Source organism: Nonomuraea terrae (assembly GCF_004348995.1).
GTDB classification, from domain to species: Bacteria; Actinomycetota; Actinomycetes; order Streptosporangiales; family Streptosporangiaceae; genus Nonomuraea; species Nonomuraea terrae.
This window is the reverse complement of sequence record NZ_SMKQ01000002.1, coordinates 1-14,623: the sequence shown is the minus strand read 5'-3', so window position 1 is coordinate 14,623 and position 14,623 is coordinate 1. Positions and strand designations below refer to the sequence as shown.

Sequence of the window (14,623 nt, the reverse complement as noted above, 5' to 3'; positions counted from 1 at the left end):
GTCGGACGACCGACTTCGTCGCCGTGTTCGCTGGGTCGCTCGCTGCGCTCGCTCATGCGTTCACCAGGTTCTTGAGGATGGACGTGAAGAAGCCCAGGCCGTCGGTGCTCGGGGCGCCGACCAGCTCTTCCACCGCGTGCTCGGGGTGGGGCATGAGGCCGACGACGTTGCCGGCCTCGTTGCGGATGCCGGCGATGTCGTTGAGCGAGCCGTTGGGGTTGCCGCCGAGGTAGCGCACGACGACGTGGCCGCCGGCCTCTAGCGCGGCCAGCGTGTCGGCGTCGGCTACGTAGCGGCCCTCGCCGTGCTTGACCGGCAGCACGATCTCCTGGCCCGCCTCGAACGCGTTGGTCCACGCGGTCGCGGTCTGCTCGACGCGCAGCTTCTGGTCGCGGCAGACGTAGTGGAGCGAGCCGTTACGGGTCAGCGCGCCGGGCAGCAGGTGCGCCTCGCACAGGATCTGGAAGCCGTTGCACGTGCCGATCACGGGGAGCCCGGCCTTCGCGGCCGGGACGATCTCCTCCATGAGCGGCGCGAACCGGGAGATGGCGCCGCAGCGCAGGTAGTCGCCGTAGGAGAAGCCGCCGGGCAGGAAGACGGCGTCGACCCCGTTCAGGTCGCGGTCGGCGTGCCACAGCGGAACCGCCTGCGCGCCCACCAGGCGAACGGCTCTGGCGGCGTCCTGGTCGTCGAGAGTTCCTGGAAACGTGACTACGCCCACACGGGCAGCGCTCATGACAGTCGTCCCCTCCGAGGATGCGCGCGCACGCGCCACCGTCACTTCGGGGTGGACGGTGGTCAGCGGCGGTGTAATCCAGCCTAACGGGTGCTGCCAGGTGGTCCGCATCGGCTCAGAGGCCGTACGGAGGCGCAGGTCAGAACGGGCGGCAGAACGGGCGGCAGGTCAGACTGCGGCCAGCTCGCGGGGACGGGCGTCGGCCTCGTCGTCCCAGGCGAGCAGCTTGCGCAGGTGGACCGTGGTGCCCCGGCCGGGCGTGACGCCGAAGGAGATCTCGTCGACCACCGAACGCATGATCAGCAGGCCGCGGCCGTTCTCGGTGTCGGGAGGCGGGAAACAGGGGGGCATCGTCGGGACGCCTTCGCCGTTGTCGGCGACGCGGACGTCGCACTGGCCGTAGCCGATCGACGCGGTCACCTCGTAGCGGTTGGCCGGCCCTCCGTGCCGGACGGCGTTGGAGCAAGCCTCGGAAACGGCGAGCAGCATGTCCGCGATGCACGTCTCACTCACGTGGAGTGAACGCATCGCGTCGCCCAGCACCCGCCTGACCATCGGTATGCCGATCGCATTCCGAGGCAGTGCCAACGAGAACTCAATATCCACCGGACTCCTCCGGGCTCCGGAATGTCACCTGGAGTAGGTTTCCCTGTGAAATTGGGGCTAACCGCAAAATCACGTTGTTGTTATTTAGTGTTGGCACGCCCGTGGGATTGTGACACGTCCGAACCCCACTTTAACCCCCCAGGGGGAAACCAGTGCCCCAAATGTGACTTCTACCCCTCAACCCGGACGCTGTAGTCCTCAATCACGGTATTGGCCAAGAGTGTCTCTGCCATCTTGCGTACCTCGGCGAGAGCCGCCTCGTCGGCCGCGCCTTCGAGCTCGATCTCGAAGCGCTTGCCCTGGCGCACGGAGGAGACGCCGGAGAAACCGAGCCGGGGCAGCGCCCTGGCGATGGCCTGGCCCTGAGGGTCGAGGATCTCGGGCTTCAGCATGACGTCCACGATGACGCGGGCCACGTGCGTTCCTCCTGGGAGCGAGCGGGGTGATGGGAAGGACAGCCTACCGGCGCGCAACGGCCGCCTGACGGCGCGTGTGGCCGACGACACAACGGGAACGGGGAGGACATGGGGCTTGCGCACCGGGCTGTGATGTCTGCCACGATGGCCCCGAACGCGTACGAATCAACACCTCCCGGTTCGTCGCAGAGGAGGCCTGGCTAAGGTGGCAACCCCACCGAGACCGGCCCTGACCAGCAGGAGTGGCACGTGACAACCGACGCCTCTCGTGGTGCCGAGGCACCTCCGGATCTCGTCCAGCTGCTTACCCCGGAAGGGGAGCGGGTCGAGCATCCCGACTACGACATCGACCTGACGCCGGAGGAGGTGCGGTCGCTCTATCGCGACCTGGTGCTCGTCCGGCGTATCGACCTGGAGGCCGTGGCCCTGCAACGCCAGGGCGAGCTGGGCATCTGGGCCTCGCTGCTGGGTCAGGAGGCGGCCCAGATCGGTTCTGGCCGCGCGCTGACCGACGCCGACATGGCCTTCCCCACCTACCGCGAGCACGGCGTGGCCTGGTGCCGCGACGTCGACCCCGTGAAGCTGCTCGGGTTGTTCAGGGGAGTGAACCACGGCGGGTGGGACCCGAAGGAGCACAACTTCCACCTCTACACGATCGTGATCGGTAGCCAGACGCTGCACGCGGTCGGCTACGCGATGGGCATCCAGCGCGACGACGCCAACGCCGCCACCATCGTCTACTTCGGCGACGGCGCGACCTCACAGGGCGACGTCAACGAGTCGTTCATCTGGGCCAGCGTGTTCAACGCGCCCATCGTGTTCTTCTGCCAGAACAACCAGTGGGCCATCTCCGAGCCGCTGGAGAGGCAGACCCGCATCCCCCTCTACCGCCGCGCCTCCGGCTTCGGCTTCCCCGGCATCCGGGTCGACGGCAACGACGTGTTCGCCTGCCTGGCGGTGACCCGCAAGGCGCTCGAAGCGGCCCGCACCGGGCAGGGGCCGACGCTCGTCGAGGCGTTCACGTACCGGATGGGGGCCCACACCACCACCGACGACCCGACCCGTTACCGGGTGGCCAGCGAGCTGGAGGCGTGGAAGCTCAAGGACCCGATCGAGCGGGTCAAGGCGTACCTGTTCAAGAACGAGCATGCCGACCAGGAGTTCTTCGACTCCGTGGCCGCCGAGGCCGACCAGCTCGGCGCCGACCTGCGCCGGCGCTGCCTGGCGTTGCCCGACCCCGGGCCGCTCGCCATCTTCGACCACGTCTACAGCGAGCCCCACGCGCTGATGGAGCAGGAGCGCGCCCAGTTCGCCGCGTATTTGGAGGGGTTCCAGGCATGACGACCATGAGCCTGTCCAAGGCGCTCAACGAGGGCATGCGCAAGGCCATGGAGGACGACCCCAAGGTCCTCATCATGGGGGAGGACGTCGGCAAGCTGGGCGGCGTCTTCCGGGTCACCGACGGGCTGCAGAAGGACTTCGGCGAGGACCGCGTCATCGACACGCCGCTGGCCGAGTCGGGCATCATCGGCACCGCGATCGGTCTGGCGCTGCGCGGGTACCGCCCGGTGTGCGAGATCCAGTTCGACGGCTTCGTCTTCCCGGCCGCCGACCAGATCATCACGCAGCTGGCCAAGATGCCGATGCGCTCGCTCGGCGCGATCAAGCTGCCGGTCGTCGTCCGCATCCCCTGCGGTGGCGGCATCGGCGCGGTCGAGCACCACAGCGAGTCGCCGGAGGCGTACTTCACCCACACGGCCGGCCTGCGGGTAGTGGCGTGCTCCAACCCGGCCGACGCGTACACGATGATCCAGCAGGCCATCCGCAGCGACGACCCGGTGATCTTCTTCGAGCCCAAGCGCCGCTACTGGGAGAAGGCCGACGTCGACACCTCCTCCGCCGACTGGTGGACACCGCTGCACGCGGCCAGGACCGTACGCCAGGGGTCCGACGTCACGCTGCTGGCCTACGGGCCGATGGTCAAGACGTGCCTGGAGGCGGCCGCGGCGGCCGCGGAGGACGGGCGTTCGCTGGAGGTGATCGACCTGCGCTCGCTCAACCCGCTGGACGAGCCCGCGGTCATGGACTCCGTACGCCGGACCGGGCGGGCCGTGATCGTGCACGAGGCGCCGGTCAACAGCGGCTTCGGCGCGGAGCTCGCGGCCAGGATCACGGAGCGGTGCTTCTACCACCTGGAGGCTCCGGTGCTGCGCGCCGGTGGCTTCTCGACCCCCTACCCCCCGTCGAAGCTGGAGGAGCACTACCTGCCCGATCTGGACCGGGTGCTCGACGCTGTCGACCGGACCTTCGGTTACTGAGGGGAGTGCGATGCGACGCGAGTTCAAGCTCCCCGACGTCGGCGAGGGCCTGACGGAGGCGGAGATCGTCCGCTGGCACGTCAAGGCGGGCGACGAGGTCAAGGTCAACCAGATCGTCGTGGAGATCGAGACGGCGAAGTCCATCGTGGAGCTGCCCATCCCGTGGGACGGCGTGGTCGGGGCCCTGCTGGCGGAGGAGGGCCGCACGGTCGAGGTCGGCATGCCGATCATCGCCGTGGACACGGCGGAGCCGGGCGGTGAGCCCGCGCGCCCGTCGGCCGAGGACGCCGAGAAGGTGGTGCCCAATCCGCCGGAGGAGGGCGCGGTAGAGCCCGGGACCCACGGCAGCCCGGCGCCGAAGGAGGAGCGCCAGTCGGTCCTGGTCGGCTACGGCGTCAAGACCGGGGCCACCAGGCGCCGTCCGCGCAAGGAGCCGCCGTCGCGCGGCATCCCGGCCAACCCGGTGGCGAACCCGTCCCGGGTGGAGGTGGACGGCCCGCCGTCCGCGGCCCCGGCAGCGCAGGGCCCGCCGCCCGCCGCTCCCGCGCCGCCGCGGCGTCCCGCCGTCCTGGCCAAGCCCCCGGTGCGCAAGCTGGCCAAGGACCTCGGCGTCGACCTGTCGGAGGTCTCGGGCACGGGCCCCGAGGGCTCGATCACCCGCGAGGACGTCCACGCCGCAGCCGCGGGGCCGCAGCCGGTCGCCACGCGGCCGCAGGAGGGGGAGGAGCGCATCCCGGTCAAGGGCGTGCGCAAGATGACCGCCCAGGCCATGGTGGCCAGCGCGTTCACCGCCCCCCACGTGAGCACGTGGCTGCAGGTGGACATGACCGAGACGATGGAGGCGGTGCGGCGGCTGCGCGCCCTGCCCGACTTCGCCGAGGTCAAGGTCTCGCCGCTGCTGCTGGTGGCCAAGGCGATGCTGACCGCGGTACGCCGCCACCCCCTGATCAACTCGTCGTGGGACGAGGCGGCCCAGGAGATCGTGGTCAGGCACTACGTGAATCTCGGCATCGCCGCGGCCACCCCGCGCGGGCTGGTGGTGCCCAACGTCAAGAACGCCCACACCCTGGCGCTGCCCGAGCTGGCCGCGGCGCTGGCCGAGCTCACCGAGACGGCCAGGGCGGGCCGTACGCAGCCGGTGGAGATGTCCGGCGGCACGATCACCATCACCAACATCGGCGTGTTCGGCGTCGACGGCGGCACCCCGATCCTCAACCCCGGCGAGTCGGCCATCCTCGGCTTCGGGCAGGTCAGGGACATGCCGTGGGTGGTCGACGGCCAGCTCGCGGTGCGCAAGGTGGCCACCCTGTCGCTCTCGTTCGACCACCGGATCGTGGACGGCGACCTCGGCTCGTCGTTCCTGCGCGACGTCGGCGCCATGCTGGAGGATCCCCTCCGCATGCTCGCCTGGAGCTGAATCCGGCGGCCGCCGGGAGGACCCCTCCCCCGGCGGCCGCCGTGGCGGGACACCCGCACCCACTCATGCCAGAGCGGCAGGACCCGCCCTCAGATACATCGATAAAGTGACCGGCATGATCCGCCACATCGCGATGTTCACCTGGACCGCAGAGGCCACCGACGAGCAGAAGGCCGCCGTGGCCACCGCGCTCGACGAACTGCCCGGCCTCATCCCGCAGATCCGCTCCTTCGCCGCCGCCCCCGACGCGGGCATCAGCCAGGGCAACTACGACTTCGCGGTGGTGGCCGACTTCGACAGTGCCGACGACTTCCTGGTCTACCGCGACGACCCGCGGCACCAGGCGGTCATTGCCGAGCGCATCAAGCCGATCCTCGCCTCGCGCGCCGCCGCGCAGCTGAGCCTCTAGATCTCCGGCGGCCGGTTCTCGCGGTGCATCAGCCGGTCGTCCGACGTGCGGCCCCGCCTCGGGGCCAGCACGACGCTCAGCACGATGCCCGCGCCACCGACGATCATGAAGATGAGGCCCACGATGTCCATGTGGACGGCATCTCCGAACACGTCAGGCTCGATCGCGAACCTCAGGATGGCGCCGAGCGTGAGGAAGAAGATGCTGACCCCGACACCCATGAGCGACCTCCAGGCAATGAGCGAGTACAGCCAGGGTCATACCCGGGTATAGATGGTCCACCCGTCGCAATCAGGCCAGGCACGACAGCGGCAGGCCGCCGTTGCAGGTGATCACGTCGAGCACGGCGGCGGCCAGGTCGATCGGCGCGCCGAGCGGCTGTCCGTCGAGCTCGGCGTAGGCGCGGTACAGGTTGCCCGCTCGGAGTCAAGCAGGCCGCCCCACTCGCCGAGGTCCGTCTCCCGGCCGTCTCCACGGGGCCCCGCCGCCCTGGCGCGCCGCGGGGTCCCCTGGACGAACCGAAGAAACCCCTCGACCCGGTCGTACGCCTCGGGCCCGCACTCCTGGCGGCCCCACTCGACGTCCGGTGACCAGGCGCCGAGGTAGCTCGGCACGCCGTCGGCGAGGATCTGCTCGCGCGCGCCCTCGCGGCCGACGATCGTGGCCCGCTGCCGTCGGGCTGCAGATAGGCGTGGACGCCGTCGGACACCTCCTCGACGCGCGGCGGCGGCAGCGGATGGTCGTGGGAAGGCGAGCTCATGGGAGGGGGAGGCGGGCCTTCCACGTCGATATCCGGCGAGTATCCAGTTCTCATGGCAGAACGCCCGCGCATACTCGCGCGGGCGTTCTGGCGGTGCGGTGGGCCGGTGCGGCCTAGAAGGCCTCCTCCGGGAGCTCCATGAGCTCCAGGCCGGTGGAGGTGAGCACGCGCCGCTCGGCGGCCATCCGGGGCAGCACGGTCCTGGCGAAGAACGACGCCGCGCCGACCTTGCCCTGGTAGAACGGGTCCTCGGCCTCCGACAGCCGGGCCAGGGCCACCTCGGCCTGGCGCAGCAGCAGCCAGCCGATCACCAGGTCGCCCAGCGCGAGCAGGAACCGGGTGGTGTTCAGGCCGACCTTGTAGACCTCCGAGGCCGACTCCATCGAGCTGATCGCCCAGCCCGCCATGGTGTCGCCCATGACCTTGACGTCCGCGGCGGCCTCGGCGAGCAGCTTGCGCTCCTCCTTGAGCCGCCCGTTGCCCGCCTCGGAGCCGGCGAACTCGTTGATCTCGGCCAGCAGCCTGCCGACCGCGGCGCCCCGGTTGCGCAGGATCTTCCTGAAGAACAGGTCCATGCCCTGGATCGCCGTCGTGCCCTCGTACAGGGAGTCGATCTTGGCGTCGCGGATGTACTGCTCGATCGGGTAGTCCTGCAGGTAGCCGGAGCCGCCGAGCGTCTGCAGCGAGCGCGAGAGCATCTCGTACGACCGCTCGGAGCCGACGCCCTTGACCAGCGGCAGCAGCAGGTCGTTCATCTCCTCGGCCTGCCGGTCGTCCGGGTTGATCAGCAGGGTGTCCTGGAACGTGGCGGTGTAGAGCACCAGGGCGCGCATGCCCTCGGTGTACGCCTTCTGCAACATGAGCTCGCGCCGGACGTCCGGGTGGTGGGTGATGGGCACCCGGGGGGCGGTCTTGTCGCTCTGCCGCGTCAGGTCGGCGCCCTGCAGGCGGGCCTTGGCGTACTCCAGGGCGTTGAGGTAGCCGGTGGAGAGCGTGGCGATGGCCTTGGTGCCGACCATCATGCGGGCGTGCTCGATGACCATGAACATCTGCTTGATGCCCTCGTGCACGTCGCCGACCAGCCAGCCGACGGCCGGGTGCTTGTCACCGAAGGTGAGCTCGCAGGTCGTGGAGACCTTCAGGCCCATCTTCTTCTCGACGTTGGTGACGTAGACGCCGTTGCGCTCGCCCAGCTCGCCGGTCTCCAGGTCCACGTGGTACTTCGGTACCAGGAACATCGACAGGCCCTTGGTGCCGGGGCCGTGGCCCTCGGGGCGGGCCAGCACGAGGTGGAAGATGTTCTCCGACATGTCGTGCTCGGCGCTGGTGATGAAGCGCTTGACGCCCTCGATGTGCCAGGTGCCGTCGGGCTGCCGCACCGCTCTGGCCCGGCCGGCGCCGACGTCGGAGCCGGCGTCCGGCTCGGTGAGGACCATCGTGGCGCCCCAGTTGCGCTCGATGGCCAGCTCGGCGAAGCGCTTCTGCTCCTGCGTGCCGAGCTTCCACAGCGTGTAGGCGAAGTTGGGGCCGGCCGCGTACATGTAGAGGGCCGGGTTCGCGCCCAGCACCATCTCGGCGGTGGCCCAGGCGAGGCTGCGCGGGATGCCGGGGCCGCCCAGGTCGGCGGGCAGATCGAGGGCCGCCCAGCCGCCGTCGACCAGGGCCTTGTAGGACTTCTTGAAGCCCTCCGGCACCTTGACGGTGGCGGTGGCCGCGTCGAACACGGGCGGGTTCCTGTCGCCCTCTTCGAAGGAGTCGGCCAGTACGCCGGTCGCGAGGCGGTTGACTTCGTCGAGGATGCTGCGGGCGACGTCCTCGTCCATGTCCGCGAAGGGCCCGGTGCCGAGGATCTCGCGTCTGCCGAACACCTCGAAGAGGTTGAACTCCAGGTCGCGCAGGTTGCTCTTGTAGTGGCCCATGGGCGTCGATCTCCTTGAACCGAGGGGTTGTACCGGCGAGTAACCTTACTCCCGAATGCTACCCGCGGGTAACCAGGGGCATGCATGGCATGCTCGTCGTCATGGACGCCGAAGAACTCGCCACCCGGTGGCGTGAGCGACTGGAATCGTGGGCGATCCCCGACGAGATCCTGGCCAAGGCTCCCGTCGATCCGTGGAGTCACTCGCCGCAGAGGTTCGGCACCCGTACCGACCGGGCGCTGGCCGAGCCCGACGACGGCTCCACCATGCAGCGCCTGGCGGAGGCCCTCCCCGAGGAGGGCACGCTGCTCGACGTGGGCGCCGGAGCGGGGGCCTCCTCCCTGCCGCTGCGCGGCCGGATCGGCCATCTGTACGCGGTGGACACCTCGCGGGCCATGCTCGACGGGCTGACCTCGCGGGCCGAGAAGCTGGGCGTCCCCGTCACCGCGGTCGAAGGCCGCTGGCCCGACGTGGCCGACCGGGTGCCGGTGGCCGACGTGAGCGTGGCCGCGCACGTCGTCTACAACGTGCCCGATCTGGCCCCGTTCCTGCGCGCGCTCGACTCCAGGACGAAGGGCAGGGTCGTGCTGGAGCTGACCCACCGCCACCCCATGAGCTGGCTGACGCCGCTGTGGCAGCACTTCCACGGCATCGACCGGCCGGTGCGGCCGGTTGCGGAAGACTGCGTGGCGCTGGCGGCGGCGCTCGGCTTCGCCGTGCGGGTGGAGGAGCGAGAGGCGCCGCTCGAACGGTTCTCCTCGCTGGAGGAACTGGCCGCCAGCGCGTGCCGGCGGGCCTGCCTCGACCCCGCGCGGGCCGACGAGGTGGCCGCGACCGCGCTGGAGCTCGGCATGTGGCCCCTGCCCCGCGACCGGTGGGTCACCATCTGGTGGGAATGATCCTCACATGGGCCCTGTTCACCCTTTGAGCCTCAGGGCTCCCGGACGAGACGCGCCGTACCCGGACACGCCAAGACGACGCATCCGTGTAGGTCTCAGGTCCAGGAGAGTCATCTCAATGGCATGGATCGTTCTCGTGCTGGCCGGCCTCTTCGAGGTCGCCATGGCGCTGTCGCTCAAACTCAGCAACGGTTTCACCCATCTGTGGTGGAGCCTGTCGTTCCTCACCACGGCCGTGCTCAGCTTCGGCCTGCTCTCGTACGCCATCAAAACGCTTGAAGTGGGCACCGCGTACGCCGTCTGGACGGGCATCGGGGCGGCGGGCACGGCGGTGCTCGGCATGCTCCTGCTGGGCGATCAGGTCTCGGCGGGGCGGCTGCTCTTCATCGGCCTGATCCTGGCCGGGGTGATCGGGTTGCGAACACTCGCTTGACGGCTTAGGCGGTGTCGCGATTGGGTGACGGCATGATCGAGATTCATGCCGTCACCATCGACGCCGCCGACCCGTACGCGATCGCCTCCTGGTGGAGCAAGGTCACCGGGCTTCCTCTGGGGGAGGGCGACAAGCCCGGCGACGACGACGTCGTGCTGCGCACCAGGCAGGACCCGTTCCTGCTGTTCCAGCGCGTCCCCGAGGGCAAGACGGTCAAGAACCGGCTGCACCTCGACGTCAACGGCACCGAGGGCAGGACCCGCGACCAGGAGGTCGAGTGGCTGCTGGGCCAGGGCGCGACGGTCTTCGAGGACCACCGCAAGCCCGACGGCAGCGGCTGGGTGACCATGCTCGACCCCGAGGGCAACGAGTTCTGCGTCTGCCGTAGCCAGGCGGAGCGGGAGTCGCAGGTCTGAGGTCAGCGGGCTGACTGCGCTCGTCCCTTCATCGTGACGGTCAGAATGCCGGCGATCAGGTAGACGAGCGCGCCGTGCCACAGGGAGTCCACGGCCGCGCCGAAGACGCCCTCGCCGTCGAGCACGAGCTGCACCGGGTAGTCCAGCACGGCCGTGATGCCGGCCGGCAGGAGCGAGAACTTCCACGGGTGCTGCAACGACCACAGGCGGGCCTGGCGGGTCACCCGGTCGCCCTCGTTCGGCCGCGCGACCGACCCGATCGCGGCGATCAGGGCGAACAGGCTGATGCCCAGCCCCAGCGCCCAGGACAGGTCGCCGCCGCCCGTCACCAGGCCGAGGCCGAAGCTGGTCGCGGAGACGACGCCGCCGCCGATGGCGGCGGCCTTCCAAGGAGCGCCGCGCAGCGCGGCGCCCGACAGCGAGACCTCATCGCGTCGACTGATTTCGTTCATGTCCTCATGCTGTCTTTTGACCCACCCTGGGGGCATCGGGGACGGACCCTGAACCGTCCCTGACATGATGCGGGACATGAGGAACATCGAAATTGTGCGGCTTGGCCCGGACGAGGGGGAGCGGCTGAAGCACGTACGGCTGCGCGCGCTGCGCGACACGCCGGACGCCTTCGCCTCCACCTACGAGAGCGAGAGCGCCTTCCCGGCCGAGACCTGGGCCGAACGCCTGACGAACCCGGAGTCGCGCTGGTGGGTGGCCCGCGCCGGCGACGGCACGGACGTGGGCCTGGTGTGCCTGCGCATGGAGGAGACCGGGGGACACCTGCTGTCCATGTGGGTCGCGCCGGAGGCCAGGGGGTCGGGCGCCGGCTCCCGGCTGGTGGACGCGGCCGTCGCCTGGACCCGCGACGCCGGCGCCGAACGGGTGCGGCTGTGGGTCGTGGACGCCAACGAGGGCGGCCGCGCGTTCTACCTCCGCAAGGGGTTCACGCCGAGCGGCCGGACCGGCGTGCTGACCCGCGAGTCCGGCCCCGACTCCCCTGAGACCGAGTACGTGATGTCGCTGATCTTCCGCCAGGCCCGCAGGGACGACGTGCCCGCGATCGTCGCCATGCTGGCCGACGACCCGCTCGGGGCCCGGCGCGAGGGCGACCCCGCCGACGAGCGCTACCTGGCCGCCTTCGACCGGATCGACGCCGACCCGTACGACGAGCTGATCGTGGCCGAGATCGACGGCAAGGTGGTGGGCACGATGCAGCTGACGTACCTGGCCGGGCTGTCACGGCTGGGCGCCGAGCGCTGCCAGATCGAGGCCGTACGCGTCGCCGCCTCCGCCCGGAGCCAGGGCCTCGGCGGCAAGATGATCCGGTGGGCGATCGACCGGGCGCGCGCCCGCGGGTGCGCGCTGGTGCAGCTGACCTCCGACAAGTCCCGCGCCGAAGCCCACCGCTTCTACGACCGGCTCGGCTTCGTCCAGTCCCACGTGGGTTACAAGCTCGCCCTATGAGATGGGGCTGAGCTCCACCAGGTTGTCGTGGAAGCCGGGCCCCCGGCCCATGTCACCGTCCCGCTCGGCCACGACGGCGTTGGGGTTGGCGCCGCCGGGGCTGAGCTTGGGCCAGCGGCCCTTCGGCGAGGCCACCACCCCGGCGGCCACCCGGTCGCTGATCTCCACGTCGGCCAGGAACCCGCCGCCGTCGTTGTGCACGCGCACCCGCTGCCCGGCGCTCAGCCCGCGGGCCGCCGCGTCGGCCGGGTTGACCAGCACCACCGGGTCCTTGGCCCGCCGCCGCAGCTCGGGGTTGTTGCCGAAGGTCGTGTTGAGGAACGTGTGCGGCGCCGGCGTCACCAGCGTCAACGGGTACGCCGAGCGCCCCGCCGAGGCCGTGTGCGACGGCACGTACGCCTGCCCGGCCGGCGGGAAGCGCAGCCGCCCCGACGGCGTCGGAAAGCCCTCGGCGAACGGCGCGAACGGCTGGGGGTAGTTCATCCGCACCCAGCCCTCCTTGCGCAGCCGGTCGAGCGTGATGCCCTCCAGCGACGGGTGCCCGCTCGACAGCAGCTGCTCGGCCAGCTCCAGGTCCGAGTCGAACAACGACGGCTCGGTCATCCCCATGTGCGCAGCCAGCCTGCGGAACGTCTCCGTCGTCGACAGGCACTCGCCCGGCGGCTCCACGGCAGGCTCGTTCCACAGCAGGTACAGGTGGCCGTAACCGGCGTGCAGGTCGTGGTGCTCGGTCTGCATGGTGGCCGGCAGCACGATGTCGGCGTAGTCGACGGTGTCGGTCGGGAACTGCTCCATGACCACCGTGAACAGGTCCTCGCGTTCGAGCTGCCGCCGGATCGCGTTCGCGTCGGGCGTGGAGCCGACCGGGTTGGCGGCGTACACCCACAGGCACTTGACGTCGTCGAGCTGCGAGGCCAGCTTGCTCATCACCCGGGTGCGCACCGGCTTGGCCAGCAGGTCGTCGCGGGTGTCGATGGTGAAACGCACGTGGTCGCTGGTCGAGTACGCCACCCCGCCGCCCGGGTGCCGCCAGTCGCCGGTCACGCCGGGGATCGCGGCGATCGTGCGCAGCGCGGTGCCGCCGCCCTTGTGCCGCTGCAGGCCCTGCGTGGCCCGGATCGCGGTCGGCCGGGTGTGCGCCAGCCTCATCCCCAGCCTGTGGACGGCCTCGGCCGGGATGCCGGTGATCTCCGCCACCCGCTCGACGGGGTGGCTCAGGATCTCCTGCCGGAAGTCCTCCCAGCCCTCGGTGTGCTCGGCCAGGAACTCCTCGTCCTGCGCGTTCTCCGCCAGCACCACGTTGAGCAGGCCGAGCGCGAGCGCCGCGTCGGTGCCCGGCCTGATCGCCAGGTGCTCGTCGGCCTGGTCGGCCGTCCTGGTGCGGATCGGGTCGATGGCGACGACGTGGGCGCCGTCCGCGCGGGCGTCCTGGATGAACTTCCACAGGTGGTGGCCGCTGGTCAGCGTGTTCGTGCCCCACAGCAGGATCAGCTTGGACAGCGCGAAGTTCTCCGGGTCCATGCCGGCCGCGGTGCCGTTCGTCCGCCGCAGGCCGGTGCTGCCGGCCGCCGAGCAGATGTTCAGCCAGTGCTTGGAGGCTCCCAGCATGTTCCAGAACCGCCGCCCTGCCACGCCCTCACAACCCTGCAGGTAGCCGAGCGTGCCGGTGCCGAGGTAGGGCCAGACGGCCTCGCCGCCGTGCTGCTCGACGATGCCGCGCAGCCGTACGGAGATCTCGTCGAGCGCCTCGTCCCACGTGATCCGCTCGAACTGCCCGGACCCCTTCGGCCCGGTACGCCGCATCGGGTACAGGATGCGGTCATCAGCCTGCGTGTGCTCCAGATACCGGTTGACCTTCACGCAGAGTGCGCCCCTGGTGTAGGGCTGGTCGGGGTTGCCCCGGAGCTTGACGGCCTTGCCGTTCTCGACGGTGACCACCCACGAACAGGTATCCGGGCAGTCCAGCGGACAAGCCCCCAAAACCCTCAGTTCACCCGACATGCGTTACAGCGTATGCCGGGGAAATACGGAGGTGAACGGGGGAAGGCGACCGTGTAGCCTGCCACCTGCGACGGGGACGACTCAGGACACTGCAAGCTAGACGACGTACAGGTCCGGCCGGGAAGGTGCAGAATCACTGTCGGTGGCCGATATCAGCGCACGAGATGACACGGAGGACCTCGAGAAAGGGGATCCCGCCGTGGCCCAGTCACGCTCCGACACCGACGTCTACGTCGTCGAGCCGCTGCTGCCCCAGCGCCTGCGGCGGCCGTCCGACCTGCTGCGCTTCTTCGCCACGCTCATCGTGCTGGCCGCGGTCGTCCTGCTCGCCCTGGTCGCCAAGCAGACGCTGATCGGCCTTGAGGCCGACGTCAAGGAGGGCGCCGAGCTCGTACCGCCGCTCGGCCGGATCGCCGCCTTCCTCGGCGGCGCGGCCGTGCTCATCGTGCCCGCCGCCTTCGCCGTCGAGCGCGTCTTCCACCGCGACGGCCTGCGGGTCGCCGAAGGGCTGATCGCCGCCATCATCGGCATGGCCGGGTCGTTCCTGCTCGGGCAGTGGCTCATCTCCGGCACCCTCGACGACCTGCGCGTGCTGCTCACCGGCGACCGCACCATCGAGCCGCTCAACACCCTGCTCACCTCGGTCGTCGCGTACGCCACCGCCGTCCGCATCTCCCGCCGCCCCACCTGGCGGATGCTGATGTGGACCACGATCGCCCTCTACATCCTGGCGTTCTTCTCCGGCCGCCAGATCACCATCCCCAGCGCCATCGTCACGGTCCTGGTCGGCATGGCCATCGGCTACGCCACCCTGTACGGCGTCGGCAGCCCCAAC

Annotated in this window: 15 protein-coding genes, 1 pseudogene and 1 riboswitch; of the genes and pseudogenes, 9 read left to right on the top strand and 7 right to left on the bottom strand. The window is 70.2% G+C overall.

Features of this window, described 5'->3' with window-relative positions; translation table 11 throughout:
• Nucleotides 1-52: 52 nt before the first annotated feature.
• The 3 genes from purQ to purS all read right to left on the bottom strand — a co-directional run bounded on the left by purQ (nucleotide 53) and on the right by purS (nucleotide 1,758).
• Nucleotides 53-736 carry a phosphoribosylformylglycinamidine synthase subunit PurQ gene (purQ, locus tag E1286_RS01015; RefSeq protein WP_132608213.1) on the bottom strand — a complete coding sequence of 228 codons (684 nt, stop codon included), beginning with the start codon at nucleotides 734-736 and terminating at the stop codon, nucleotides 53-55.
• 168 nt (nucleotides 737-904) lie between these two features.
• Nucleotides 905-1,291 (bottom strand): ATP-binding protein, encoded by a 387-nt coding sequence (locus E1286_RS01010; RefSeq protein ID WP_132608211.1) that lies wholly within the window; start codon nucleotides 1,289-1,291, stop codon nucleotides 905-907.
• Nucleotides 1,292-1,512: 221 nt separating this feature from the next.
• A complete protein-coding gene (purS, locus tag E1286_RS01005) occupies nucleotides 1,513-1,758 on the bottom strand; it encodes a phosphoribosylformylglycinamidine synthase subunit PurS (protein ID WP_111182494.1) in 246 nt (81 codons plus the stop codon).
• A gap of 249 nt (nucleotides 1,759-2,007) precedes the next feature.
• Between purS and pdhA the strand changes: the two genes are divergently transcribed.
• The 4 genes from pdhA (at nucleotide 2,008) to E1286_RS00985 (ending at nucleotide 5,902) form a co-directional block, all read left to right on the top strand.
• Nucleotides 2,008-3,099 (top strand): pyruvate dehydrogenase (acetyl-transferring) E1 component subunit alpha, encoded by a 1,092-nt coding sequence (gene pdhA / locus E1286_RS01000; RefSeq protein ID WP_132608209.1) that lies wholly within the window; start codon nucleotides 2,008-2,010, stop codon nucleotides 3,097-3,099.
• A complete protein-coding gene (locus E1286_RS00995) occupies nucleotides 3,096-4,076 on the top strand; it encodes an alpha-ketoacid dehydrogenase subunit beta (protein ID WP_132608207.1) in 981 nt (326 codons plus the stop codon). Before pdhA ends, E1286_RS00995 begins: the two co-directional genes overlap by 4 nt.
• A 10-nt stretch (nucleotides 4,077-4,086) precedes the next feature.
• The gene (locus tag E1286_RS00990; protein ID WP_132608205.1) at nucleotides 4,087-5,493 is read left to right on the top strand and encodes a dihydrolipoamide acetyltransferase family protein; all 1,407 of its coding nucleotides are present in this window, start codon (nucleotides 4,087-4,089) and stop codon (nucleotides 5,491-5,493) included.
• Between the two features lie 115 nt (nucleotides 5,494-5,608).
• Nucleotides 5,609-5,902, top strand: coding sequence for a Dabb family protein (locus tag E1286_RS00985; protein ID WP_132608203.1), 294 nt, complete (start codon nucleotides 5,609-5,611; stop codon nucleotides 5,900-5,902).
• On the opposite strand, the gene E1286_RS00980 is transcribed toward E1286_RS00985, so the two are convergent.
• Both E1286_RS00980 and E1286_RS00970 read right to left on the bottom strand, forming a co-directional pair.
• The gene (locus E1286_RS00980) at nucleotides 5,899-6,123 is read right to left on the bottom strand and encodes a DUF6458 family protein (protein ID WP_132608201.1); all 225 of its coding nucleotides are present in this window, start codon (nucleotides 6,121-6,123) and stop codon (nucleotides 5,899-5,901) included. The two genes, E1286_RS00985 and E1286_RS00980, sit on opposite strands and share 4 nt — an antisense overlap.
• Before the next feature lie 652 nt (nucleotides 6,124-6,775).
• Nucleotides 6,776-8,581, bottom strand: coding sequence for an acyl-CoA dehydrogenase (locus tag E1286_RS00970; protein ID WP_132608197.1), 1,806 nt, complete (start codon nucleotides 8,579-8,581; stop codon nucleotides 6,776-6,778).
• A 101-nt stretch (nucleotides 8,582-8,682) separates the two neighbouring features.
• On the opposite strand from E1286_RS00970, the gene E1286_RS00965 reads away from it, so the two are divergent.
• The 3 genes from E1286_RS00965 (at nucleotide 8,683) to E1286_RS00955 (ending at nucleotide 10,329) form a co-directional block, all read left to right on the top strand.
• A complete protein-coding gene (locus E1286_RS00965) occupies nucleotides 8,683-9,480 on the top strand; it encodes a class I SAM-dependent methyltransferase (RefSeq protein ID WP_246074286.1) in 798 nt (265 codons plus the stop codon).
• 24 nt (nucleotides 9,481-9,504) lie between these two features.
• A riboswitch (guanidine-III (ykkC-III) riboswitch) is annotated at nucleotides 9,505-9,565 on the top strand.
• Nucleotides 9,566-9,598: 33 nt separating this feature from the next.
• Nucleotides 9,599-9,913 (top strand): DMT family transporter, encoded by a 315-nt coding sequence (locus tag E1286_RS00960; RefSeq protein ID WP_132608193.1) that lies wholly within the window; start codon nucleotides 9,599-9,601, stop codon nucleotides 9,911-9,913.
• A 32-nt stretch (nucleotides 9,914-9,945) separates the two neighbouring features.
• Nucleotides 9,946-10,329: a VOC family protein gene (locus E1286_RS00955; protein ID WP_132608191.1), complete on the top strand. Its 384-nt coding sequence runs from the start codon at nucleotides 9,946-9,948 to the stop codon at nucleotides 10,327-10,329.
• 2 nt (nucleotides 10,330-10,331) lie between these two features.
• Here E1286_RS00955 and E1286_RS00950 read toward each other — a convergent pair whose 3' ends face one another.
• On the bottom strand, nucleotides 10,332-10,781 hold the full coding sequence (locus tag E1286_RS00950) for a hypothetical protein (protein WP_165969510.1): 450 nt from the start codon (nucleotides 10,779-10,781) through the stop codon (nucleotides 10,332-10,334).
• A 76-nt stretch (nucleotides 10,782-10,857) separates the two neighbouring features.
• On the opposite strand from E1286_RS00950, the gene E1286_RS51825 reads away from it, so the two are divergent.
• Entirely contained in the window at nucleotides 10,858-11,787 is a 930-nt protein-coding gene (locus tag E1286_RS51825) for a GNAT family N-acetyltransferase (protein WP_165969509.1), read from the top strand.
• Here the strand turns inward: E1286_RS51825 and E1286_RS00940 are convergent.
• Complete coding sequence (locus E1286_RS00940; protein ID WP_132608187.1) at nucleotides 11,782-13,788, bottom strand: molybdopterin-containing oxidoreductase family protein; 2,007 nt, start codon at nucleotides 13,786-13,788, stop codon at nucleotides 11,782-11,784. The two genes, E1286_RS51825 and E1286_RS00940, sit on opposite strands and share 6 nt — an antisense overlap.
• Nucleotides 13,789-13,987: 199 nt before the next feature.
• Here E1286_RS00940 and E1286_RS00935 point away from each other — a divergent pair.
• Nucleotides 13,988-14,623: pseudogene (locus E1286_RS00935) on the top strand (TIGR00374 family protein); the annotation flags it as partial.